Here is a 23312-nt window from a genome sequence, read left to right on the forward strand (position 1 = left end):
CTTATTTAGTTACCCTGCTGCAATAGCTGTTTGACGATGGCGTCGATGTGGCTAATGCTATTTTTAATCTCTATTTTGTTACTGTCTGTTATGCGTTGTTCCAGTGTTTCGCAAGAAAGTTTGAGGAATTCCAGGTCTAACATAGCAAAGACGCCTTTCAGGCGGTGTGCTGTTTGCGAAAGTGATACCAAATCATATTGCTCTATATCAGTATACAGTTTATTAATATCTATCGGTACTGTCTCGATAAATAATTGTCGGTAATCGCTATTAGCCAACTGTTTTTGATAACTATTTATAACATTGTCAAAATCATAATCAGGGTTTTTATCGTTAAATACTGGCATTTCTGAATCGACATCCAATTCGTTAAAACTGAAGCTTCTCTCAATTAATAACGAAATGGCATTGATAACAGCTTCGCTGAGATTGTAATTACACCGAATATAGTCAAGTTTTATCTGCTCAAAGCCAACCAGATTATCAACCAATAATATAGTTGATTTTGCCGAGCTATACGGTTTATCGGTCAATATGATATCGTATTCTCTACTCATATTTTCTTTCTTTTTATCAAAGTAAGCCGCGCCATAATGATTCAGGTGATTCTGTGTAATCTGACAGATTTCAGTATTGCTGATATCCAGCAAAGCGGTAATGTCTTCCAGTAGCTGTGGGCATTGGTCTTGGCCGATCACCAAGGGTAGACTGATAGTGTAATGTGTACCAAGGTTGGGTTTGCTGTTTATAGTAAAATGGCCATTTAATTTTCTACATAATTGGTTACATAGATAAAAAGTCATTCCTGAGTTAGATTGATATTTATCACCGGTTGTTTTGATTAAAAATGGGTAATTCAAATTGGTCAATTCTTTTGAATTAAGTCCGGAACCTGTATCTATTAATTCGATCCGGATGTGATCTTTGTATTCCTGAGAATAGTTAACTATCAGTGATATTTTTCCATAAGAGGTGATCGTGATTGAATAATTAACCAACATCAGGACGATTTTACGGATGATTAAGCCATCGCCAATAAATAGTGATTCAGGATTAATATTACAATGATAATAATAATTCAATCCCTTATTATTCATCTTTGGAAATACTTCTTTAAGAATATCTTCTAATGTGGATGACAATGAAAACGACTCATTTTTTGCTTGCCAGTCACCTGATTCTAATTCATTGAGTAATGAGATATTCTCGACCCAATCGGATATATATGTGGATTTAACTAATAAATTGTCAACGATACGATCACTATTTTCATCTATGAGCATTTGCTTCAGCTGGCAAGCGATATTATTTAATTCCTTTATTGGTTGTTTTAACTCAGAACGAATGTTAGTTAGCATAAAACGTCGGGCTTGTACGCTCTTATCGTGTTCCAGATGAGCAAGTTGTAAACGTCTGTTAATTAATGCTTCCTGGTCTTTATCTTGCAGTAAAAACAGATAAGTTTCAGGTAACCGGTGGATGCTGTACACCTTAATTTCATAGACTGCATCGTCAATGGATGTCTGAATGACACCATGATGCTGTTTTGCCATCATTTTAATTTTGTTTAAATCGATATCAGGCAACAGATGATCGGCAATGTTATTGCTCATAATTGTCTGATTTATTGAGAAATCATAAATCAGTAAGCCAATTGGGATGTTGGAGATAATCTCGTGGCTTAACGCATCCTTGATTTGCAGCTCGTGATTCATAAGTGCATTTGGGGCAATATATTTTCTGCGAATGTAAATAAGGCCCCCCAAGGACAGGATAATAAAGATTGAATCAGCCAGTAATAGCCAGATGTTTCTGTATAATAAATCGATCAGTAAATCTTTGAGTGATATCCGATACAGTAGTTTGTATTGTGTACCCTTGAGCGGTTGAGAAAATTCGAGCCAGAAGCCATTCTGTGAGATATTCACTTTATTAGTTTCCTGGAGATTTTGTGTGTCGTCAGATAATAAGCTGAAGCTCTTTGCCGCCATATCCATAGGAAGAAGATGACAAATAGGCAGATCAAAAGCGATAACGGTTGCCAGTTGCCCGGGTGAATTGAACGTTGCCCGGTAAGTATAGAAATAGATATTCTCGCCGCTGAGTTTACGGATTGATGAAATATTTTCTCGTTCATCTAACGCGGTGGATTGCATCAGCATTTCTGAACGTTTCGATTCGGCAGTCAGTGTGAGATAACTTTCTTTGAATTTTAATTCTGGTTTAAGAATAGAATAAGTTGTTATCAGAAACAGACTGTTATCTTTACCATTCAGATAGTACATAGAGTTGTATTCATTGCGGGCACCCCATAGAATCTCCATATAATTGGAAAGGCGTTGCGTCAACTCAGCACTTGCAACGCTATGGTGACCAAAGATAATTGTATCGACAGTTTGATAACGACTCTCAAGCCAGTAAACATCAGGCCGTAGCTTCATTGTTGAAACGGGGCCCTGCGGTTTAAAAGATGAGATATTGGCTTGTTCAAAGATAGCATTAGCGTGGTAACGATAATCTTCTATCTGTAATACTATTTTGGTTGAAACGCTATTCAGCGCATACTTTTTTCCCATCAGCCAGGCGTTGAAGTAGTTATAGCTGTATAAAAACAGCGAAACAAAAAGCAGAACAATGAACAGGCCATAGTAACGGTTTATGGTTGATGAATTAATAGAAGATTGTTTGTTATACATTCGTTGAGTAAAAGCCTTAATAATTGCTTGGCTGTGCTAGCGAGCTCGTTAAGTTGGTGAATCTGATGATCCGATGTATTTATGTTAATTCTAGCAGGATCGGGGCAGGGAATGATATTGTCGATTGAGGATTGAGCAAACAGTAAAAAAATAACAGAATTTTTGCGATAAAGACTAGACATATTATCATGCTATAGAGCATAATCCTGCGCCATGGAAGGATGGCCGAGCGGTCGAAGGCAGCGGTCTTGAAAACCGCCGATGGGAAACCATCCTAGAGTTCGAATCTCTATCCTTCCGCCAAATACTAACCCCATGCATATTGTGCATGGGGTTTTTTCATTGTGGTGTCCACGATTTATTGATAAGAATGACATGCAACAACAACGTCTGCTGGGACAGACTCTTATTCAATAAAACCGTGGAAATAGACCGTGAAAAGAGTAAAAAACTAAGCTTTTTGAATCAGCATAGCGACCGCAGCCCCTAACATAATAACCGATGCTCCCCTATACATAAGCTGTTGCGCACGCTGGCTTGATAACAGATGCCGAATACTGAGGGCGCCAAAAATAAATACCGCTCCTACGGCGAGTAAGACAAAAATAGTCAATGGTACCAACATGAAACCCCAGATTTGTAACGAGATAGATTCCATGTTAATGACCAAAGGCAACAGTGCAAGATAGAAGGCAATAGTTTTAGGGTTGCCTAACGTTATGGTTAGACCAGATAACCATGCCGCAGCCAGTTCTTTTTTATTTGTTGATTGGCCTTCACCAATGGGTTGATGATCTGCAAACCAGAATTGCCATGCTAAATAACTCAAATATAATGCAGCGCCCCATTTCACAACAGCAAATAGGGTGTCAAAGTGGCTGGCAATAATGGACAAACCAAATACAGCAAAAGACAAATAAGTCAGATCACCAATAACCAGGCCAAACAACATACTAAATGCCGTTAACGCGCCACCATTCACGCTTCTGGCAACCACGGCAGCCATACCAGGGCCTGGTATCGCGGCCGCAACAGTAAGTGCTGCTGTATAAGTGAGTATTTGTGACACTTCTAGCATATATTTCCTCTCAAAAATAACACATCAAAATAATTAAACACAGATAATGTCACTTGCGTATGCAAGTGACAGTTTTATCTGAAATAGTTAAGGCATTTTTGTTAGTTGTCGAATGACTTCCCGGGAAAATACCATATCCTGGACTGCCAAACCGACGGATTGGAATATAGTTACACCTTGCCCGGACAAACTGGCATGAGATTGAGAAACGGTACCAATTTCTATCCCAATCACTGATTCGCTGAGAATGCCTTTCTCCCGAGCTTTAATGACAGATTGCGAGGCAGCTAATACCGATTCGTTGGAGTCAGTAAACAGGGTGGTATTGCTATACACATCTTCGTTCAGTTCCTGGAATCCCAGTGCCGAAGCGCCAATGGCGTTGACATGGCATTTAGCCGGTAACTCTTTTCTACTGATTATAGGGTCTCGTGATGCTGTGGTTGTGCAAATAATGTCACTATTGAGCACCGCCTCAGCAGGTGAGGCTTTGATCGAAATAGCAAGGTTGAGAGTTTTATCACACCATGTGGCAAACTCATGGCATCTTTCTTCACTGCGACCCCATAGAGTGACTTCCTTAATCGGACGAACGTATAGCATGGCTTGCAAATGTGCTCTTGCCTGTAGGCCAGTGCCAAGTATCGCCAATCGGCTGGCATCTTTTGCCGCGAGAAGATGGGTTGCATAAGCAGAAGCGGCTGCGGTACGAATTTCGGTGATAGCTCCGGCATCTACTACAGCCATACCTGAAACACCTGGTTCGTCGTAAATCAGCACACTACCAACGTGTGAAGGCTTATTACCATGACTTTGAAACCTCACTACTACTGACTTTAACCCAAATCCTTTATATGGCCCTTCCTTTATATAAATTGGCATGGTGCCCATTAAGCTGCCGTCTTCGCCTTTCACGATATTGCGTAAAGGTTGCTCTACTTTCCTTTCCGATTGCAATTTAAAGGCTATTTCACTTAGCTTAAGGCTAAGTTCCATCGTCAAATAACGTACAACGGCTTCTTTATCGACATAAAGCATATTGATGCCTTTCAATATCAGTGATCAGTTAAAGGTCGCCCAGCTTGAAATTATCATCAATTTCAGTTCCGGCAATGCTATTGAGAATGGTAGACATATTCTTTTGAGAAACACCTAACACAACATCCAACATATTCTCTTTACTGAAACCACGGCTTAAGAATAAATCAATGGCACTTTTTTTCAATTGACCTCGGCAGTAAATAACTTCTACAGTGAATTCACGCAGTGCTAATAATCGTGGGGAGAGATCATCGGTTTTTTCAATTAATGCTTTAACCGTTTTTTTATCCACGCCATTATGAACGGCAATAAAAGCATGTGCCTGAACGGTATAGTCACAACCATTTTCTATTCCAGTTGTAATCCACACTACCGCCTTTTCTTCTTCATTCAGTGAGCTATCAATAAATAAGTCATGTGCGCGTTGATAAGCGGCTAATAGTGAAGGAGATTCCGACATATAACCACTTTGGTTAGGTACCCAGCCAAAATCATCAATGGAACTCTGGAGTAATTTCTTGCTCTTTTCAGGTGTGGTAGTCATTGAGTGTAAAGTAAGTAAAGACATAATAACCTCCGTATATCGAAATTTTAAATATACCCTTCATCTTTCAAGTTGCTGCTTTGTTGGCTGCGTTCACTTGCCGCCGTGCTACAACTTGAAATCTATTGGGTATAGATCTATATAGTTGCATATTTCAAGCGATATTGGCTCTTATGCAGATGTAAATACTGACCAAAGCATTTTAATTGGTCGAATATGAGAAATAAATTTTAGTTTGTGTAATTTTGCTGCTACTTCCGTCGTTAGTGCGGCATCTACCTCTGAATTGGCAACCGCTTTCGCGGCTGAACTGGTTGAGTCTTTAAAAATGATATCTGCTATTTTTAGGTTATCAGGCAACAATTCTGGGATTAACGCCTTTGGTGCCGGATGGGTTGCAATGACGATGTTATCTTTAGTTAATTCGTCACGAATAGCTATCCCATAATTCGGTGTATAATTTAAAAATGCGGCTGACAAATTAAATCTATTGTCCATATAAAACTCACTAATGTTGTAATAAGCATTGGCTACCACCAATGCTTGGCAGTTCTTTAAAATAATCTGACTACTGGCTTCTTCGTAAGTATTACATAGAACAATCTGATAACTTTTGGCTATTTTATTCTCAATTGCAAACTCACCAAAACGGATAGCGGATTGCTCACTACTTGTACCTGACGGCCCTAAAGTCGCTATATTTAAAACATCAAATGTATCTTTGTCGAAACTAAAAAAAACACATTCCATGGTATCTCCTGGAATTACACTAATAAACCGGACTTAACCAATGTGAAAACTCACCGACTCTGCCTCTCACTATTTCTTGATAATCTTTAGCGATAATATTGGCTATGGAATCTTCTTTTTGAATATAGGATATATTGTCTATTTGCGAAACAATTGATATTTCAATGCCGGTACCTGTTAAGAAACAGGCATCTGCTTCATAGAGATCCTTTTGTTGAATTTCTGACTCAATACAGGGAATATTGTGGAATTTACAAATATCGAAAACAGATTGTCTGGTTATTCCATTAAGAATGCCAGAGTCAAGCGATGGTGTAATAACACAATTATCTTTAACAATAAAAACGTTTGAGGTACTTGCTTCTGCACACATGCCTTGTTCATTCAGCATAATCGCATCATCAAATCCATGTTCTTTGGCATCTTCGTAAGCAAGTGCAGAATTAACATAGGTGCCGGTAATTTTTGCAGAAGAGGGAATTGCTGCATTTGATACACGCCGCCATTTTGAAATAAGACACTTAGACGCTGTTTTTTTAGCATAAGCGCCCATAGGTAACATGTTAATGCAGAGGGTTGAGTCTACACCACTTAACTTAACGCCAAATTTTTCACCAGGCATTAATGATTTTTTAAGCGCCAATGGTCTTATATAGATGTCTTGTTTAAATCCGTTTTTAATAATGATGTTTTTGGTAATATCGGTCAATTCATGACTGGTATAAGGTAATTCAATTTTCAGTGTTTTTGCCGATTGAATTAACCGCTCATAGTGCTCATGTACTCTAAATAAATTTAGTTGGTTATTATCCTGATCCCAATAAGCCCGTATCCCTTCGAATATACCGGTGCCATAATTTAAAGCTTGGGTACTTGCGAGAAAGGTTGCACTGCTAAAGTTGATATATTCTCCGTCCAGAAATACGATCCAATCTTTATGAACCGGACTGACGATATTGGTTGTCATTTAGCTGCCCTCTTTTTCATGATTTCTAAAGCTGAATTTCGCTCAATATTGTTGCTATCATCTCTCAGGTCATGGATCCGTGCGGCTTTCCAGCTGACCATTGCTGCTGTGCCAATCAGCCCGCCGACATCGCCTACATGCACATTGACTTTCATATTGAACTTGGATTCCATTTTTTCCTTTATTTTACTAATGAGTGAAGCATCATTTAATTCATCACTTGGCTCCAAAGTTATTTTCAGTTCATCTGTACCAGATATATTGTTGATTTCGATAAAGTATTCAAAACAATATTCAAGCTCTTCAAATACTGCGTTTTCAATATCAAAAGCGTACACATTGGCATTGTTCAACACTAATACATCTTTTACTCTGCCGATAGGCTCTATTTCCCAGCGATCTAAGCTGATTGCTTTGCATCGAACCATATCCCCGGTTCTGTATCGAATCAGTGGCTTATTCCCTTTATATAAGTGTGTAATCACTAATTCGCCGGCAACGTGGTTATCACCAACATTTAATTTTTGATGAGTAAAAGGACAAATCAGCTCATAGTAATTATTGAATGGAATAGTAATAAGCTTATTAGTATCGTTGCAAGCCGCTAAAATTGAGGTTTCTTGCGATGCGTACATGCAGTTGTAAATTTTAGCTCCCCAGTTGCGGGATAAGTTTCTTAATCTGTTTGGCGTAATAAGTTCGCCAAGCACTAAGATAATTTCGATACCTAATTTCTGTGGATTACATCCATTGTCCCGGCAATATTTTAGCAACTCAGCAGCGACCGCAGGGGTACAAACTAAAGCGGTTATTTTGAGATCTTGTATCAGCCTTAGCACTCTGTGCATACCGACAACAGGCGAACGAGGCCACATTTTGATGACGGTATGCCCTAAACTGCGAAATACATCTTCAAATGTATCGCCGGTGGAGTGCAATTCTGTTGGCCCCATAACGCCAATAATATGTTGTTTACCTTCCTGATTAAAAATAGACTCATATTGCAGTGTCAGAAAACTATTATTCACTAAAGAATCTATTTCATTACGGGGACAAGGTGTTGAAGGCCCGGTTGTACCTGTTGTTTCATAATATATCCAGGCGTTACTCAGGCTGTCAGAAGATATTGTGTTTCCTGCTTTACTTAAATCTGACTTTGTTGTAAAGGGAAGTTTTTCAATGAGTGAAGATAAGTTGTTATCATCAGTCGAATTTATTGCATTCAGACGCTCATTATAGAAAGATGATCCATCTTTTGCATAATTGATGATTTCTTTCAATTTTTCATATTGTATTTTTTCCAGTGCAGATACATCTATCTCTCCAGACATATATTGTTTTAATTCAGCCAGGTATTTCAGCCCTAATTCATGAAGATCGCTTCTAAAAATAGAATACATAATGTGTTACCTGTAAAGTGGTAAGTTGCCAGTGAGTTTATTGATATCTTTCTTTGGTCCAACTATGCCAATTCCAGATAACTTCAATTCATCCGAATGTTCAGCAGATAATTTCCCTTCATATTCCTCATATGTTCTGCATGATTGAGCCAAACAAGAAAAAGGGCTCAACTTAAAATTATCGTCAGATTTTAATTTATGATGAATAGCATCCAGGACATCATGGCTTGCTTTCAAAATAGGCAGAGGTGTTTTAACAACACCGGGATAACAAATACTGTCTTTACTAAAAACATCGTGCCCGACGATTCCGTTAATAGTTTTACCGATTGAAACACTGATGACACTTAATGCATTCATTGCCAAACCAAGTGGTAGGCTATCGGCAATAACGACTACGCTTTTATGCAAACTTTCGTCAAACTCCATACTACTTCCCTATTAACTGAGCAAAATTGATTAACTTATTTCTATCGATAATAATATCCGAAACGGTCCATGTACTGATTTCTTTCCATAGCACTACGCCTTTTACATGATCCGGATGATTTATATATATATTCAGGTCTTCGTAATTTTCAAAGTAGCCAATTAAACTAAAATCAACCGATTGTTTTCTATCTACGGTACTGCGACCACAAAACCATCCTTTTATTTCACTTATCTCATTTATATGATTTAGAGTCACTTTCTCTGCTAATATAGCCTTTTCACTATCCCAGTTTATTCCATTCTGGAAGGTAAAAAAAACTTGATGTGCAATTAAGCTATTTTTGCCCGGCATAATTTACCTCATAATTAGTAATTTTGAGTTATAATAACGCATAGAAATAATCTGATTTATACCTAATCCTAGCGCATACCTGATTTAGTTTTTTTGATTTGCATCTAATTTAAATATCATATTGCATTTATAGCAGTCAACTATTTCCAGATGGTAATAAATTAAAGCTAAGTAGAAAGATTGCTGTTTGGTTAGGGATAGAAAATCTGCTATAGCTCGCCTTTGGCGTGTTAGAAAGAAGCCTAATTGGGTACTGGCATAGTTTCCTATCCACTTTTTGAAAACTTGTTTTGTTGCCTTTTTTGAATATTTGCTTTTTAACATGCTAACAAACCTTCATATAATTTGGCGATTTTGAATGTCCTGTCTTCCATTGCTGTCAGACAATAAGGCTGCTTTATGACCAGTGGCTATCTTCTGATAGGTGACAAATTGTAATAAAGCATTTCTTTGTTATTTCTGATTTGTCAGAAGTGATGCGTTTTTTGATGCCGAGAATACGCGGCAGTAGCTTTGCCAAAGTGCCTTGAGATAGTTGTATGTCGTTGAATAGTCCACTAATGATAGGGTTTTGGCGGTGTTTTTACATAATTTATTATTTATGCTTGATTGTTTGCATCAGATTGTCATATACTGCGCTCGTTTTCAGGGGCTGCCCCTGAAATACGCCGGCTTAGCTCAGTTGGTAGAGCAACTGACTTGTAATCAGTAGGTCACCAGTTCGACTCCGGTAGCCGGCACCAAATCAAATGAGAAGCCGCCATATTTTTAGAAGATGGCGGCTTTTTTCATGCCTGTCGCACAGAAATACTGTTTATATATCCAGGCTATATATCCAAAAAACCCCGCTGTTTTTCGTTAAAATTTCTTGTTAAAACGAGTATTAAATTAAAGGTATAGATACCTGCATAAAATTAACAGTTCATCAGATTGAAACAGATAAACCCGAAATAAAATAAATACAAACTTTCAGGTGATACGGGTTTATTTATGCTTGTCAAAGTTAACAGAGAAAAATATTAGTGTTTGTGATGTCAGTCTTTCAGGCGTAAGAAAATGTTTGCTATGGCGTGTATTTATCTATTAGTCTGATGAGCGTCGGGAAAAAAAGAGATGAGGCATGGCAGAGATAGCGGAAGGTATTGATATTGTAAAAACGTATTAGATAAAAGTAGCTTTAGACTAGAAAAATATTTTCTGCGAACTGTCTTATTGAATAGTGTGAGTTAAAAAACTCGTTGGTTAAAGACAGATATATTTGATAGTGTTAAAACTTTTCGCATAGATATTTACCCGATAATTGGTAATTTGCTGTTGTCAACATTAGTCTTATTTATGCCTTAAATACTTTGTTTAATCTGGTTAAGATATTTGAAGCACTGTTGGTTAAATCCCGTATTTACGCTGGTTTGTCGTTTATTGCCATACCAACAGTATGATTTCTGTATCGTTGATTTCGGTGTAGAAACTTGTATTTTACGACCGATTTTAAAGCCGATCCAGAATGTTTTTTACACTTTAATATCTGTGAGATAAAAAATTTGTGCTATTTTTTATTTAATGTATTTTTTTATCTTATAATAAAAGGAGCTGGTATGTTGTTTGAAGATTTTCGAAAAGTAGTAAAGAATATTCTTGTTGTTTTAGGTTCTGAGTGTTTTCAGAGAAGGTATATTAGAGGATTAAGAGAAGCTTATAAAGTTAAATAAGAAATATTTAGATGAGGAAGAAAACACCTTGTAGCCATTTGGATTAACAACGATGCTCTGAGCTTACCTCTAAAGTTAAGCCTGATCTGAATAGAGGGTGTTTAGTATTTTCATTTAATAGATTCAGTAAGAAGATGTATTTAAACGATGTGGTTAAGCAGCAAAGAAATACAGAAATAGAGAACGAGGAGTTTGTTATAATACCGAATGCATGGATGCATGAGACCATTCCGAAAATAATTTTTACTACTATTTGTTACTAAAAGTTAAAAGGTCAAAATGTATGCGCAATATTCAACAAGTTTTAGAGCGTTGGGGCGGTTGGGTTGATGATGACACAGGTGTCAATTGGCCACCAATCGCTGCTGGATTTAAAGGTCTGATTACGTCAACTCGTCCATTGCGTCCTTCCTGCTGTGATAACGACGGCTTGATCATTGATGCTTGTATAGCAAAGCTGCAAACGGTAGATAAGTCTGAAGAAATTGAAGTTTTATTTATGTACTACGCTTTAGGGCTTTCCAAACGGTCTATAGCGCGTTTACTTGAAGTATCGGATATTGAAGTGCGTTCCCGGTTACAAAAGGGAGAAAGTTTTGTACAGGGATGTCTGGCTATGCTCGATATTAAGTTAGAAATGGATGATGAAATACGAGAGCACAAAAAGCTTACGCGTACGCAAAAAGCTATGGTAGTGTACTAATCAGTTAAAGTTGCGAATAAGCGCTAAAGCTAATAAGCCCCGATATTCTTATCGGGGCTTATTTCATTCGGCTCTTGCAGCATCTGCTATTACGTACCGATAGAAGTGAAAATCTAAATAATAATTGTAAAGGCCGCACTTTGTTGCGGCCTTTTTCGTATTTGCCACCGCGAATCGCTTACGCCTATTTCCTTATTTTTGCGGTCGGTATCCCTGTTAAATCAATCATAACCCGCTACTGGGAACGGAGCTTGCGTTGCGCTTGGTTTACCCAGGCACATGGTAGGTTATTGCTGTTTGATGGAGGTGTTTTTGATGAGCAACGGTAGTGATAAAGCTGGTTGGTTAACGTCTGTCACTCTTGGGCCTGAGTACGATGAAGAATTGGAGCACACACTGAGTTGTTGGGTGAGTGGTGTCTCTGGTTTACCTGACGATAAAGTGCGTTCCCGATGGACATCCGTACAATCGCCACCGTTACCGGTGGATGATGACGGGTGTGACTTTGGCATTATGGCTTTTATTTCGGATGTTACGCCTGCTTTTGAGAACCAGACCGAAGAAAGTACTGAATTATGGCGTCATGAAGAAATCGAATGCCTGGTTTCATTTTATGGCCCGAACTGCCAACGATACGGCACCTGTTTTCGTGATGGACTGGCGGTCAGTCAGAACAATGACGAATTGGGACGTTTCGGCCTCTCAGTAGATAAATCCAGCCAGCTGACTGCTTTACCTGAACTTATCAATAACCAGTGGGTGCGTCGTTATGACATGACGATCACCTTGCGGCGAAAAGTGGTGCGTGAATACGGTGTTAAATCACTGGTGGAAGCGCCTGTCAAATTCTTTGGAGATTAAATTATGCAGGGTTTACCTGTTTCAAACATTATCAATGTCACGTTGAATATGGCTCCTCATGCGGCCCAGTCCCGGAACTTTGGTGCGTTACTGATAGTCGGCGCAAGCAACGTGATCAACACTCAAGAACGTTTACGTCTGTATTCCGATATTGATGGTGTCGGTACTGATTTTGGCCTGACTTCACCAGAATATCAGGCCGCAGCGCTTTATTACTCCCAGTCGCCACGCCCGGTTGATTTGTATATCGGTCGATGGGCTAAAGACAACGTTATTTCCTCTTTGCAGAGTGCAATACTGAACAAGCAACAGCAAATGATCAGTAAGTTTACTGCTGTGACGGATGGCTCTTTTAAATTAATGATTAATGGTAAAGAGGTGATATGCAGCGGCATTGATTTGAGTAAAGAGACGAATCTTAATGGCGTTGCCCAACGGGTAGAGGATAAGTTGAAAGATTGTTCGGTCACTTATGACATGGCATCTTCACGTTTCACCATCGTACCGCATTCTTCGGGCACTATGGATTATATCTTACCGGCGACGACCGGAACTTATATTGGCGAACTGTTAAAACTGGATGAAGTCTCTGGCGCTATGGTGACCGAACCGACTAAAGCAGAAACGATTGCTGAGGCGGTGGCAACATTAGGAGCGCTGTCCAGTGGTTGGTACGGGCTGGTTATTGCTGATGACACGCTGACAGATAAAGATATTTTGTCTGTTGCCGACTACATCGAATCCGCGTCTGTTTCTCGTATCTATGGGCATACAGTACAGAAAACAGACGCATTGGAGGCTGATGTTGCTACCGATATCGGATCACAACTGAAAGGCGGAAACTATCAGCGTACGCTCTGGCAATATTCATCCGGTAAACCGTATACCGCCGCATCTCTGATGGGACGGATGTTTACCGTCAATTTCAATGGCAATAACACCACCATTACCCTGAAATTCAAACAGGAACCGGCTGTGACGGCGGAAAGCCTGACAGCAACTCAAGCTAACGCCTTGAAGAAGAAAAACGGCAACGTTTTTGTTAAATACAACAACGACACGGCCATTATTCAGGAAGGCGTCATGGCAAACGGCGATTTTATTGACGAGCGCCACAGCCTGGATTGGTTACAGAATTACGTTCAAAACAATCTTTATAACTTGCTTTACACCAGTACCAGCAAGATCCCACAGACTGATGAAGGTGTCACGCGTCTGATTACCAATGTTGAACAGTCACTTGATCAAGCGGTGACCAATGGATTGATCGCTCATGGTGTATGGGGGGGCGATCCTTTTGGTGCATTGAATACCGGTGCGACATTAACAAAAGGTTATTACGTTTACGCGCCACCCATTGCGACACAAGCGCAGGCGGATAGGGAAGCCCGCAAAGCACCGGTTATCCAGTGTGCTATCAAATTAGCAGGGGCTGTTCACTACGCTGATGTCATTATTAATGTAAACAGATAAGGGTTGAAAATGGCTACATATTCTTTTCTTGATGTCTCCGCATCTATTACCGGAGTCGGCGGTTCTTTTGATCTTGGCAACGGCGCAGCTCTCTCTGATGAGGGTATCACCGTCACAATGTCAGACAGCAAAAACACCATGACCACAGGGGCAGACGGTGAAGTGATGCATTCATTACATGCGTCCAAATCTGGCACCATCACCGTTAATTTACTTAAAACCAGCCCGGTAAACGCCAAACTGAACGCGATGCTGAGTACACAATCACTTTCATCGGCGGCATGGGGCAATAACGTGATTGTGATTCGCAATAAACAGAGTAACGACACGGCGGTTGCCCGTTCTGTCGCATTTCAGAAGCAGCCGGATTTGCAGAATGCCAAAGCCGGCAATACCGTTGCCTGGGTATTTGATTGCGGAAAAATCGACATCATGTTAGGCACATTCTAACAAGCTGACTTCATAGACGCTGAAACAACGCTCAAGCCAGCATTGGACTTATATTTCGGTGGCTTGAGCGGTTTTGCGGATAAGTTTTAAGGGGTGATCATGGAATTTGAAATTGACGGTAAAAAGTATCGCGGCGGCAAGCTAAACGCTTTTCAGCAACAGGATCTGGCAGTGGCTTTGGCGCCGGCCATTCCGGCACTTGGACCGCTCATGAAAAAGCTTGTTACAGCCAGAAATGATGAAAATGAGACCGGTTTTGAAGAATTGCTCCCTTATCTGGTTGAATCAATCAATGCGCTGGGAAAATCCAACCGGCATGAAATTAATGATATTTGCTTATCAGTGGTTTCCCGTGAACAGAATGGTATCTGGAGCAAAATTTATGAGTCTAATGGTCAGGTATTGATGTTCGATGACATCAATGGCTTAGAGCTGCTGAAAATTGTGGGTTTTATTATCAGAGACTCACTGGGAAATTTTTTTCCCGCCCCATTAGAGAGCGCAGTGTAATCCCAGGACGAGCCAGCTTAAATTTTGAAACCTTACCGGAAGGGCGTGATTACCTGTTACGCCCGGTCATTGCGGGTATGTGCCGCTATGAATCTTTAAAAGACGGCGTTCTTGACCTGGCTGATATTGCACTGATGAATGATGCCCTTGACGTTAAATCGGAAAATGAGGCCATGATAGAGAGGTGGCGAAGTGAGCAATAACACTGAAACAATTGAAGATTTCCTGGTATCACTTAGGTTTGATGTTGATGAGGTGGGGCAGCGTAAATTCATGGCTGTTATCACCGAAGTCACGTCTAACGTTCTCAAAATGCGGGCGGAAATTGAAAACGCAACATTAGCTGTGGTTAATTTTATCACTCAAATCGCTAACGGCCTGGATAAGCTCGGCGGGCAATTGCAGAAAACAGGCGTAACACCTGAAAAAATTAAATCTATTGATAGTGGTGTCAGTCAGATTGGGGGAAATGTTGAGGGGATTTTGCCCAACATGGGCATTCAGGCCAGTGATGCAAATAGCAACCATTGTAATACGGCTTCTTTGGTCTCATTGATGAGTAAACAGTTATTAAAAACACCAATGGATTGTGCTGGTCAATCCACGGGCACACTCGATAGTGATGACATATTTAATGCCGTTGAGGAATTAGTTAAATGGTTAGACAAAGGGGAAATCTCAGCGAAAGGTTTATTGGCGACACTGAATGAATTGTGGAAATTCACAGGAAGAAAAATCACTCTGGGTATACTCTTTGATTTGAATAATCGGTTAAATGCATTACAGGAAGAAGCAAAAAGAAATCACGAAAACGTGGGTGAAACTCTAATGCGGCGGCAAAGAGAACATGAAGCAAATAAAAAACCACTTATAACATCTGAGCAACTTAATAGCTGGATGTCAACACATGGGATCTATATTGCTTCTGACTGGACACTGTTTTTCAGCAAAGATAAGTATGAAAAATACCAGGAACAACTTGATGTCAGGAAAACCATAATCGACAAAGGACACAACACAATAGTTACTGATGGTATTCCTGGTAAAGTATCAGACCAATTAAGTAAAACGAAAAAGAAACGAAAGAATAAGCCACTAAATAAAGATCATCTTAGGACTGATGTTGCTAAACAGTATGATGCTCATTCTGGTTTAATGGCTACAGCTAACCAGTCGATGAACGTTTTTAACAGTGAGCTTACAGGGGCAAAACTGAAGAAAATAATGTCTTCCAGAGGGGTACGGAATAATAATCCATTAAATATGAACTTTGCACATCAGACAGGGGCAGTACTTGAAGATAGCCCAAAACCCAGATTTGCTAAGTATCCAGATGCATACAGTGGATTAAAAGGTACAGCCCATCAGTTGAGACGTTATTTTCGTGGTCAAACTACCGGAAAAAAGCTACAGACCATTGCAAGTATTATCCCAACATGGGCACCATCAAAAGATGGTAATAAGACGGAAGATTATATTGCCAACGTGTCTAAAATGATGGGAGTTTCTAAGAATACGTTCCTCGATCTCACTGATCCTGATGTGATGCAAAGGCTAATTGATAGCATGATGGTAGTGGAAAGTGGTGGCAATCCTTATTCACCCGAACTTATCAGGGCAGCAATTACCGGAGTGCCACCGCCAGCGAATAAACCCTCAAAATTGGTTGGACATCTGCATAATGTCGCTCATTCTTTGAAAAATATTTCGATTGATCCCCGAATGATCAGTGGTGCGGTGACAAATATCAATAATATGATGAATCATCAGATACTGACTCCTCATTTACTGCTGCACGCGCCAATACCCACTGGCAATAATGTGAGGGGGATAGGGGAAGTAAATTATCATATTGAGGTTAACGGCGTTGAATCTCCCAGAGAGGCAGCAAGACTGACCGGGGAAACAGTAGAACGCACTCACAGTATGCTACTTAGAAATATGCAAACACAGGTGAGATAACAATGGATATATTATCAGTCATGTTTTCTCAGCAAACGAGAAAAATAGGTGTCATTGTACCGAGTGTTGTTATTTCAGAAAACCATACGGATACATCTAATATAACAGATCACCCGGTCCAGCAAGGGGCGACAATCAGTGATCATGCTTATGACTCACCATCAGAAGTGACAATGAGCTTAGGTTTTGCTGGTGGCGGTTCGTTGCTTGATGTTGTGGATACCACAAAAGTATTTGATATTTCTACCGGGTTGAGCTTGGGAACCAACCCGCGCGCGGTATATCAACAGCTGCTTGATCTAAAATCATCATATAAACCTTTTGATGTTGCGACAGGGAAACGTTTATACAACAACATGTTAATTCAAAATATAAGTGTTACGACGGATCAAACCAGCGAAAACGTTCTGTCAGTCACTTTAACTTTGCGTGAAGTGATGATTGTTGAAACATCGCCGAATAAAACCGCGCCGGCGGAAAATATGAAACATTCTGAAGATACTGCACCTGTGGTTAATGTCGGAACCAAAGTCACGGTGAAGCCGTCATTACCACAAAGAATTCTTGACTTTGTTATAGAACGAGGTAAAAAATGGTTGGGATTGTAGAAATTCCTTTATCACCGAAAAACCAGCAATTTGATGTTCAGCTAAATGGAATTAACTATAAAATGCGTTTAATGTGGCGTGATATTGCAGGTTGGATCCTGGATATTATGACACCGGACAGTGAGCCAATAATCAATGGCTTGCCGCTGGTTTTTGGGGTTAATCTGCTTGAACAATATTGTCATCTTGGTTTTAATGGTTCATTAGTCTTTTATGGCGATATAAATCAGCAGAAACCGTACAGGAATAATCTTGGCAAGGAGGATAGATTATACTTTGTAGTAAGTTAACTTGGTAAAAATGAAGGTAAAATATGGTGAAGCAAATTATCCTGTTACTGTTAGCGTTAATACTATCAAAACAAGCCATTGCCTCTGGTGCCTGTCCAGTCGATACCGATATTTTTTCTCTTAACAAAGGGCATGAGCTTTGTTTTAAAGGAACAGTGTTATTGGATGATATTGACGGCCCCCATAAAATTTTATCGACTATTATATCCAAAGATGGAAAGGTTGCTGGAAAACTGATTTCATATCCGGCAAAGAATGAAGATCCAGATGATGATTGTTGTGCTTATAGTTATGCTTTATATTTAAAGCAGATAAAAAGTGATAGTAAAATTGAATCAAAGATAGTGGTTTCAGGAAAAGGGAATACTGCGGTTGAGATAGGATATGATAAAAAACTGTGTCCAACGTTGGGTATCAGTTTTTCTCCCGATGCATCTAAAACATACATTGAGTGCATGATGGTAACAGGGGGAAATGAAATTAGATTTGTTGATAACAAAACAGGAAAAATATCTGATGTCATTGTACGTGGGAATGGGCTTGATATTGTAGGTTCAGGCAAATATGAAGGCTATATCGTTACGAGTGAACATGAATATTATGAAGATATGCGCGGCTCTTATGACCGTTATTACCTTGTATCCCCAGATGGAAAAAAATCGATACCTTTAAGTGAAGATTGGGGTAAGGTGAAAGAATTTCTGGAAAAGAATGAGTAATAATTGTCAACATTTACCCGTTTCGGCGGGTTTTTTGTTTAAAGAATTTCGTATTGACTCCATGGCAGTGATAATCAATACTAATTATGTACCCTTCGGGGACTTGTGAGACTTCTTGGAAACAGGAAGCCAGGTACAATAAATAGGTGATGACAAGCCTATTGTCCCTGGGAATGGGCACCAATAGCGGTGCCTTTGTCATTTATAAGACTGTACCTCGATGAAGTTTTATACCTATGGTCTTTGATTTCCCATGATTTGTTACACGTGCCGCTTAATTGCGGTTTTTTTGTTTCTGTTAATTAGGTGAATTATGTCAAAACAATGGATAAGAGAATGTCACCTTATCGTTGTAGACGAAAAGGGTGAAAAAATAGATTTATCAAACCTGAAAATTATATTTAATATCAACAGAGCTGAACACTCCTATCCGGCTACGGGTGTTTTCACAATATATAACCTCAATGACGAAACCAGTAATAAATTACGCCGAAATGAGTTTAAAACAATTAAATTTGTGGCGGGCTACAAGGAGAACTCAGGACAAATATTTTCAGGCCAAATCCAATACACACATGTGAAGAGAGAAAGTGCAACCGATACCTGTGTTGTTATTCAAGCTGCGGATGGGGATGAGCCACACAATTACGCGACAGTAAATACCACTATTGCTGCTGGGTATTCGCAAGCAGACTTAGATCATTTACTGATGCGTGATATTGCCAAATATGGCATTACCGCAGGTCTGCGCCCGGAATTCCGCAAATCAGCATCCCCTAGGGGAAAAGTGCTTTTTGGTATGCACCGTAATGAAGTTTCTAATCTGGCAAAGCAGTGTGATGCTAACTGGCGTTACGAAGATAACCAGTTGCATATTGTGCCCAGGAATAAATATCTGACAGAGGCGGTTGTACTTACATTAAAAACCGGTCTGATTGGTATGCCTGAACAGACCATCGGCGCTGGTATTAACGTTAAATGCCTAATTAATCCCAATATCGGCCCCGGCACATTAATCAGACTGGATAACCGCTCAATTAAGCCGGTTGAGCCTTCTGGCGATGAAACATCTAAATCTGACAATCATAAAGATGCAAAACAGCAACCGTCAGCATTGGATTCTGACGGTGATTACATCGTCTTCAGCGTAAATTATTCCGGCGACACCCGCGGAACCGACTGGTACATGGAGATGATGTGTGTTGCCAAAAGCGATCACACATTGCTGAAAAAATTAATGAGCGATAAAGATAAGGCAAACACCTGATGATAAATACTGATGAACGACTAAATAGACCCGAAGCGGTCTTTTTTTCTATGCAAGAGGTCATTAGCGCCGGATTGTATGTCTCTTTACCCTGCATTATTCAATCATTTAACGCTGACGCGGTCACCGTAACAGCACAACCCGCCATCAGATGGAAAATCAGGAAAAAAGACGGCGAACTGGAATCCGTATCCTTGCCGCTGCTAGTCGATGTACCCGTTATATTTCCAAGAGGCGGAGGTGTGACGTTAACGTTCCCGGTAAAAGCGGGTGATGAATGCCTGGTGGTATTTGCTGATCGCTGTATTGATTACTGGTGGCAATCCGGCGGCATACAAGAGCCGGTAGATCCCCGGCAACACAACCTGTCCGATGGATTTGCGATTATTGGCCCACAATCCCAGCAACAAAAAATAGCCGATATCAGCATCAGCGCCGCGCAGCTAAGAAGTGATGATGGCGCGGCTTATATCGAACTCGATCCCGGTAGCCATAATGTCACCGTGATCACACCGGCAAAACTCATTGCTACTGCACATGGCGGTACTGAAATCACCTCACCTGAAATCACCCTGAACGGCAACGTCACCATTAACGGCAACTTATCGCAGGGAATGGGGGCGGGTGGTGGAACAGCAACCCTGCAAGGCCCGGTCGCGGTGAACAACGATCTGACCGCGGGTGGCATAAGCCTGATGAACCATACGCACGGTGGTGTACAAACCGGTAGCGGTAGCACGAGGAAACCGCAATGAGATACAGAAGAGAAATTGACAACGACTATGTATTTGGTCGTGGAGACGCGAGTTTTCTTATCAACTCACCGGAAGCGGTCGCGCAGGCGGTAAAAACCCGCCTGATGCTGCGCAGTGGCGAATGGTTTCTTGATGACCGGGAGGGAACCGATTACGACAAAGTACTGGGTAAAGGCACATCGGGTTTTTATGACCTGATTATCAGACAGCGAATACTGCAAACGCAGGGCGTGTCAGAAATTATCCACTACCGTAGTGAAAGAAACCCCAACACAAGAAAAATCACCATTACCGCCACGATTGACACGATTTATGGACAGACAGGAGTAACTGCTGATGTATGAAAGTATTATCACCTCAATGCTACCTGCTATTGATAAAAACGGGATCAACGCGCCTGATTATCAAACCATCTTAAATGGCTGGAAGGCGATATTCAGGGATATCTACGGGAACGATATTTACGTTGAATCTGACAGTAAAGACGGGGTTTTTCTGTCGCTGATCGCGTACGTTGTTCACGGTTGTAACAACGCCACCATTGCTTCCTACAACTCATTTAGCCCGACAACTGCGGTGGGTGAAGGACTTTCCCGCAGTGTCAAAATCAATGGCATTACCAGAAAAAGCTCCAGTAACTCAACTGTGGATGTATTGGTAACTGGTCGGGCAGGAACCGTTATTCGCAACGCTTCCGTGCGGGATGACGCCGGAAACAGCTGGTCACTCCCTGATGAAGTGATTATCGACACACACGGACAGGCTATTGTGACGGCCATATGCCAACAGACCGGCGCGATTGGCGCACTGCCTCACACAGTTAATCAGATTGCTACGCCAACCCTGGGTTGGCAAACAGTGACAAACCCGGTTGCCGCCACCCTTGGCCGGGGAATTGAATCTGATGCAGAACTGCGAATACGCCAGGCGGCTTCAGTCGCGTTGCCATCACAAACCATTATGGATGGACTAATCGGCGCGATTGCCAATTTGCATGGCGTCTCACGTTATCGGGGATACGACAACGACACGGATCAAACCGATGAAAATGGCATACCTGCGCACAGTATAGCCATTGTGATTGATGGTGGAGACTCGAAAGAAATTGCTCAGACCATCTTAAAAAAGAAAACGCCGGGCATACCGACATTTGGCACCACGGCTGAAATTGTCACAGACATTGCTGGCAATGAAAAAACGATAAACTTCTATCGTCCTACGCTGGTGCCAATCTACGTTGAAATTCAGATTAGACCCTTTGTCGGATACACCTCGGATATTGGGAATAGCATTCGTACAGAAATATCTGACTATATCAACTCACTTTACATTGGTGATGGCATATATGTTACCCGCCTGTTTGTTCCGGCAAACTTGTGCAATAAAAACGGCAGTCAGACATATGAAGTCCTGTCTGTGATGGCAGGTAAAACAGCATCAACAACAAACTCGGCGAACATCAACATTGCTTTTAACGAAGCACCGACTTGTTCACCTGGAAATATAAAAATAGTGACGGTGCTCGAATGAATAAATATATGAAACTGATTCCGGCGTATCACATGGAGGGTAAAAAATACGTCAGAATGCTTGAAGCGGTTACTGATATATTAAACCAAAGTGCACTAACAAATGACTTACTGATTAGCAGTTTTGACCTTGATAAAGCGGTGGGTAAACAGCTTGATATTATCGGTGAATGGGTAGGGAGAAACCGAACAATCCAGGCTCCGATTGAATACTATTACTTCTCCTTTGATATACCTGAATTGGGATTTGATTACGGTACCTGGAAAGATCGGTTTGATAGTGACAAAAGTTATATCGACTTGGATGACAACAATTACCGAATCGTGATTAAAGCCAAAATAGGGGAAAACAACTGGGATGGAACGGGAGAATCACTTAATAACATCCTGAGTTTTATTCATTCAAACCATAACATATCCATATCCTTTGAGGATAATTTGGATATGTCATTCACTGTGACAGTAAAAGGTAAATCAATTAGTACTATCACCAAAGAAATTATCCGTCAGGGTTATCTCTCCATTAAACCAATGGGAATAACGGTTAATTACCATGTCGTTGAGGGTTAGAAATGGCTAAAAATGACTTTAAAGCGTTTGCCACTGGTGAAAACGCAAATACATTATCGCAAGAAGAATATGAAAGCTTAGGTTTTATTGAAGAGGGATTTAAATCAGGAATAGCAAGGAGTGAGCAGCTCAATAAAGTTTGGCGGCAATCCTCAATTATCGCTGCGGTGATTGGGAAATATATTGCAGAAAAAACGGGTGAGGATGTTATTGATGATGGAGATCTTGAGAAACTCGTCGCGCAATTGGACCTGGCGTTAAAACAAAAAATTACTGCGGAAATTCCGGATGCTTCGCTTACCCGGAAAGGAATTTCGCAACTTAACAACGCGACAAATTCTGACAGAGAAGATCAGGCAGCAACGCCGAAAGCGGTGAACGATGTTAGAAAAATGGCTGAAGGTAAATTAAGTAGCGTTGCTGATGCTACGTTAAGCCAGAAGGGGATTGTACAGTTAAGCAGTGCTACTGATAGTGCGAATGAAACCTTAGCTGCGACTCCTAGAGCAGTTAAGGGCGCGTATGATTTTGCAAATACGGCAAATGTAGCGGCTAAGAATGCTCATGATGAAGCGAATAGGGCTACAGATAATGCTAATAGTCGGTTGGCAAAAAATCAAAATGGTACAGATATCCCTAATAAGAG

The 23312-nt window shown here is 40.6% G+C and carries 25 protein-coding genes and 2 tRNA genes; 18 read left to right on the forward strand and 9 right to left on the reverse strand.

Annotation, left to right across the window (positions count from 1 at the left end; genetic code table 11):
- Positions 1 to 5: 5 nt before the first annotated feature.
- Entirely contained in the window at positions 6 to 2696 is a 2691-nt protein-coding gene (gene rcsD, locus LGZ99_RS17765; RefSeq protein WP_262979405.1) for a phosphotransferase RcsD, read from the reverse strand.
- A gap of 215 nt (positions 2697 to 2911) precedes the next feature.
- Between rcsD and LGZ99_RS17770 the strand changes: the two genes are divergently transcribed.
- Positions 2912 to 2999: transfer RNA gene (locus LGZ99_RS17770), tRNA-Ser, on the forward strand.
- 148 nt (positions 3000 to 3147) lie between these two features.
- On the opposite strand, the gene LGZ99_RS17775 is transcribed toward LGZ99_RS17770, so the two are convergent.
- From LGZ99_RS17775 to LGZ99_RS17810, 8 genes are all read right to left on the reverse strand, one after another.
- Entirely contained in the window at positions 3148 to 3774 is a 627-nt protein-coding gene (locus tag LGZ99_RS17775; RefSeq protein ID WP_023044836.1) for a LysE family translocator, read from the reverse strand.
- A gap of 87 nt (positions 3775 to 3861) precedes the next feature.
- Positions 3862 to 4812, reverse strand: a complete 951-nt coding sequence (locus tag LGZ99_RS17780) for an ornithine cyclodeaminase family protein (RefSeq protein ID WP_023044837.1) — start codon at positions 4810 to 4812, stop codon at positions 3862 to 3864.
- 28 nt (positions 4813 to 4840) lie between these two features.
- On the reverse strand, positions 4841 to 5383 hold the full coding sequence (locus tag LGZ99_RS17785) for a carboxymuconolactone decarboxylase family protein (protein ID WP_023044838.1): 543 nt from the start codon (positions 5381 to 5383) through the stop codon (positions 4841 to 4843).
- 147 nt (positions 5384 to 5530) lie between these two features.
- Entirely contained in the window at positions 5531 to 6109 is a 579-nt protein-coding gene (locus LGZ99_RS17790; protein ID WP_036840900.1) for a prephenate decarboxylase, read from the reverse strand.
- 19 nt (positions 6110 to 6128) lie between these two features.
- Positions 6129 to 7076, reverse strand: coding sequence for a branched-chain amino acid transaminase (locus tag LGZ99_RS17795; protein WP_036840897.1), 948 nt, complete (start codon positions 7074 to 7076; stop codon positions 6129 to 6131).
- On the reverse strand, positions 7073 to 8476 hold the full coding sequence (locus LGZ99_RS17800; protein WP_036840892.1) for a phenylacetate--CoA ligase family protein: 1404 nt from the start codon (positions 8474 to 8476) through the stop codon (positions 7073 to 7075). The genes LGZ99_RS17795 and LGZ99_RS17800 overlap by 4 nt, the downstream gene beginning before the upstream one ends.
- A gap of 6 nt (positions 8477 to 8482) precedes the next feature.
- Complete coding sequence (locus tag LGZ99_RS17805; RefSeq protein WP_021325278.1) at positions 8483 to 8905, reverse strand: DUF2000 domain-containing protein; 423 nt, start codon at positions 8903 to 8905, stop codon at positions 8483 to 8485.
- Position 8906: 1 nt separating this feature from the next.
- Positions 8907 to 9260: a Dabb family protein gene (locus tag LGZ99_RS17810; protein ID WP_023044841.1), complete on the reverse strand. Its 354-nt coding sequence runs from the start codon at positions 9258 to 9260 to the stop codon at positions 8907 to 8909.
- Positions 9261 to 9927: 667 nt separating this feature from the next.
- Here LGZ99_RS17810 and LGZ99_RS17815 point away from each other — a divergent pair.
- From LGZ99_RS17815 to LGZ99_RS17895, 17 genes are all read left to right on the forward strand, one after another.
- Positions 9928 to 10003: transfer RNA gene (locus LGZ99_RS17815), tRNA-Thr, on the forward strand.
- Between the two features lie 1249 nt (positions 10004 to 11252).
- Positions 11253 to 11672, forward strand: coding sequence for an antiterminator Q family protein (locus LGZ99_RS17820; RefSeq protein ID WP_036840887.1), 420 nt, complete (start codon positions 11253 to 11255; stop codon positions 11670 to 11672).
- A gap of 312 nt (positions 11673 to 11984) precedes the next feature.
- Positions 11985 to 12533: a phage neck terminator protein gene (locus LGZ99_RS17825; RefSeq protein WP_449301372.1), complete on the forward strand. Its 549-nt coding sequence runs from the start codon at positions 11985 to 11987 to the stop codon at positions 12531 to 12533.
- A gap of 3 nt (positions 12534 to 12536) precedes the next feature.
- The gene (locus LGZ99_RS17830; RefSeq protein ID WP_081858350.1) at positions 12537 to 14006 is read left to right on the forward strand and encodes a DUF3383 domain-containing protein; all 1470 of its coding nucleotides are present in this window, start codon (positions 12537 to 12539) and stop codon (positions 14004 to 14006) included.
- 9 nt (positions 14007 to 14015) lie between these two features.
- Positions 14016 to 14456: a DUF3277 family protein gene (locus LGZ99_RS17835; protein WP_021325272.1), complete on the forward strand. Its 441-nt coding sequence runs from the start codon at positions 14016 to 14018 to the stop codon at positions 14454 to 14456.
- A gap of 99 nt (positions 14457 to 14555) precedes the next feature.
- Positions 14556 to 14966: a phage tail assembly chaperone gene (locus LGZ99_RS17840; RefSeq protein WP_036840881.1), complete on the forward strand. Its 411-nt coding sequence runs from the start codon at positions 14556 to 14558 to the stop codon at positions 14964 to 14966.
- Between the two features lie 77 nt (positions 14967 to 15043).
- A complete protein-coding gene (locus LGZ99_RS17845; RefSeq protein WP_021325270.1) occupies positions 15044 to 15169 on the forward strand; it encodes a DUF6889 family protein in 126 nt (41 codons plus the stop codon).
- A complete protein-coding gene (locus LGZ99_RS17850) occupies positions 15159 to 16928 on the forward strand; it encodes a hypothetical protein (protein ID WP_036840879.1) in 1770 nt (589 codons plus the stop codon). The genes LGZ99_RS17845 and LGZ99_RS17850 overlap by 11 nt, the downstream gene beginning before the upstream one ends.
- 2 nt (positions 16929 to 16930) lie before the next feature.
- Positions 16931 to 17536 (forward strand): phage baseplate protein, encoded by a 606-nt coding sequence (locus LGZ99_RS17855; protein WP_021325268.1) that lies wholly within the window; start codon positions 16931 to 16933, stop codon positions 17534 to 17536.
- Positions 17521 to 17826: a phage baseplate plug family protein gene (locus LGZ99_RS17860; RefSeq protein WP_021325267.1), complete on the forward strand. Its 306-nt coding sequence runs from the start codon at positions 17521 to 17523 to the stop codon at positions 17824 to 17826. The genes LGZ99_RS17855 and LGZ99_RS17860 overlap by 16 nt, the downstream gene beginning before the upstream one ends.
- Positions 17827 to 17849: 23 nt before the next feature.
- Positions 17850 to 18545: a hypothetical protein gene (locus LGZ99_RS17865; protein ID WP_023043954.1), complete on the forward strand. Its 696-nt coding sequence runs from the start codon at positions 17850 to 17852 to the stop codon at positions 18543 to 18545.
- Positions 18546 to 18858: 313 nt separating this feature from the next.
- Positions 18859 to 19812 carry a phage protein gene (locus tag LGZ99_RS17870; protein ID WP_023043955.1) on the forward strand — a complete coding sequence of 318 codons (954 nt, stop codon included), beginning with the start codon at positions 18859 to 18861 and terminating at the stop codon, positions 19810 to 19812.
- A complete protein-coding gene (locus tag LGZ99_RS17875) occupies positions 19812 to 20567 on the forward strand; it encodes a Gp138 family membrane-puncturing spike protein (protein ID WP_023043956.1) in 756 nt (251 codons plus the stop codon). Before LGZ99_RS17870 ends, LGZ99_RS17875 begins: the two co-directional genes overlap by 1 nt.
- Entirely contained in the window at positions 20564 to 20911 is a 348-nt protein-coding gene (locus tag LGZ99_RS17880; RefSeq protein WP_021325264.1) for a contractile injection system sheath initiator, read from the forward strand. The genes LGZ99_RS17875 and LGZ99_RS17880 overlap by 4 nt, the downstream gene beginning before the upstream one ends.
- On the forward strand, positions 20904 to 22097 hold the full coding sequence (locus LGZ99_RS17885) for a baseplate J/gp47 family protein (RefSeq protein WP_036840875.1): 1194 nt from the start codon (positions 20904 to 20906) through the stop codon (positions 22095 to 22097). The genes LGZ99_RS17880 and LGZ99_RS17885 overlap by 8 nt, the downstream gene beginning before the upstream one ends.
- Complete coding sequence (locus tag LGZ99_RS17890; RefSeq protein ID WP_023043959.1) at positions 22094 to 22666, forward strand: DUF2612 domain-containing protein; 573 nt, start codon at positions 22094 to 22096, stop codon at positions 22664 to 22666. Before LGZ99_RS17885 ends, LGZ99_RS17890 begins: the two co-directional genes overlap by 4 nt.
- A 2-nt stretch (positions 22667 to 22668) precedes the next feature.
- Positions 22669 to 23312, forward strand: a 644-nt coding sequence (locus tag LGZ99_RS17895) for a tail fiber protein (protein ID WP_262979407.1), incomplete at its 3' end; no start/stop codon positions are given.

Source organism: Photorhabdus temperata, from assembly GCF_025384845.1.
Lineage (GTDB): Bacteria > Pseudomonadota > Gammaproteobacteria > Enterobacterales > Enterobacteriaceae > Photorhabdus > Photorhabdus temperata.

What these genes read in the sequence shown, in the direction of transcription:
- LGZ99_RS17795 (WP_036840897.1), bottom strand. Translation starts at nt 7,076, where the DNA reads ATGACAACCAATATCGTCAGTCCGGTTCATAAAGATTGGATCGTATTT.
- LGZ99_RS17840 (WP_036840881.1), top strand. Translation starts at nt 14,556, where the DNA reads ATGGAATTTGAAATTGACGGTAAAAAGTATCGCGGCGGCAAGCTAAAC.
- LGZ99_RS17885 (WP_036840875.1), top strand. Translation starts at nt 20,904, where the DNA reads ATGTATGAAAGTATTATCACCTCAATGCTACCTGCTATTGATAAAAAC.
- LGZ99_RS17870 (WP_023043955.1), top strand. Translation starts at nt 18,859, where the DNA reads ATGTCAAAACAATGGATAAGAGAATGTCACCTTATCGTTGTAGACGAA.
- LGZ99_RS17805 (WP_021325278.1), bottom strand. Translation starts at nt 8,905, where the DNA reads ATGGAGTTTGACGAAAGTTTGCATAAAAGCGTAGTCGTTATTGCCGAT.
- rcsD (WP_262979405.1), bottom strand. Translation starts at nt 2,696, where the DNA reads ATGTATAACAAACAATCTTCTATTAATTCATCAACCATAAACCGTTAC.
- LGZ99_RS17820 (WP_036840887.1), top strand. Translation starts at nt 11,253, where the DNA reads ATGCGCAATATTCAACAAGTTTTAGAGCGTTGGGGCGGTTGGGTTGAT.
- LGZ99_RS17880 (WP_021325264.1), top strand. Translation starts at nt 20,564, where the DNA reads ATGAGATACAGAAGAGAAATTGACAACGACTATGTATTTGGTCGTGGA.
- LGZ99_RS17855 (WP_021325268.1), top strand. Translation starts at nt 16,931, where the DNA reads ATGGATATATTATCAGTCATGTTTTCTCAGCAAACGAGAAAAATAGGT.
- LGZ99_RS17875 (WP_023043956.1), top strand. Translation starts at nt 19,812, where the DNA reads ATGATAAATACTGATGAACGACTAAATAGACCCGAAGCGGTCTTTTTT.
- LGZ99_RS17845 (WP_021325270.1), top strand. Translation starts at nt 15,044, where the DNA reads ATGTGCCGCTATGAATCTTTAAAAGACGGCGTTCTTGACCTGGCTGAT.
- LGZ99_RS17865 (WP_023043954.1), top strand. Translation starts at nt 17,850, where the DNA reads ATGGTGAAGCAAATTATCCTGTTACTGTTAGCGTTAATACTATCAAAA.
- LGZ99_RS17890 (WP_023043959.1), top strand. Translation starts at nt 22,094, where the DNA reads ATGAATAAATATATGAAACTGATTCCGGCGTATCACATGGAGGGTAAA.
- LGZ99_RS17800 (WP_036840892.1), bottom strand. Translation starts at nt 8,476, where the DNA reads ATGTATTCTATTTTTAGAAGCGATCTTCATGAATTAGGGCTGAAATAC.
- LGZ99_RS17810 (WP_023044841.1), bottom strand. Translation starts at nt 9,260, where the DNA reads ATGCCGGGCAAAAATAGCTTAATTGCACATCAAGTTTTTTTTACCTTC.
- LGZ99_RS17785 (WP_023044838.1), bottom strand. Translation starts at nt 5,383, where the DNA reads ATGTCTTTACTTACTTTACACTCAATGACTACCACACCTGAAAAGAGC.
- LGZ99_RS17790 (WP_036840900.1), bottom strand. Translation starts at nt 6,109, where the DNA reads ATGGAATGTGTTTTTTTTAGTTTCGACAAAGATACATTTGATGTTTTA.
- LGZ99_RS17775 (WP_023044836.1), bottom strand. Translation starts at nt 3,774, where the DNA reads ATGCTAGAAGTGTCACAAATACTCACTTATACAGCAGCACTTACTGTT.
- LGZ99_RS17860 (WP_021325267.1), top strand. Translation starts at nt 17,521, where the DNA reads ATGGTTGGGATTGTAGAAATTCCTTTATCACCGAAAAACCAGCAATTT.
- LGZ99_RS17780 (WP_023044837.1), bottom strand. Translation starts at nt 4,812, where the DNA reads ATGCTTTATGTCGATAAAGAAGCCGTTGTACGTTATTTGACGATGGAA.
- LGZ99_RS17830 (WP_081858350.1), top strand. Translation starts at nt 12,537, where the DNA reads ATGCAGGGTTTACCTGTTTCAAACATTATCAATGTCACGTTGAATATG.
- LGZ99_RS17835 (WP_021325272.1), top strand. Translation starts at nt 14,016, where the DNA reads ATGGCTACATATTCTTTTCTTGATGTCTCCGCATCTATTACCGGAGTC.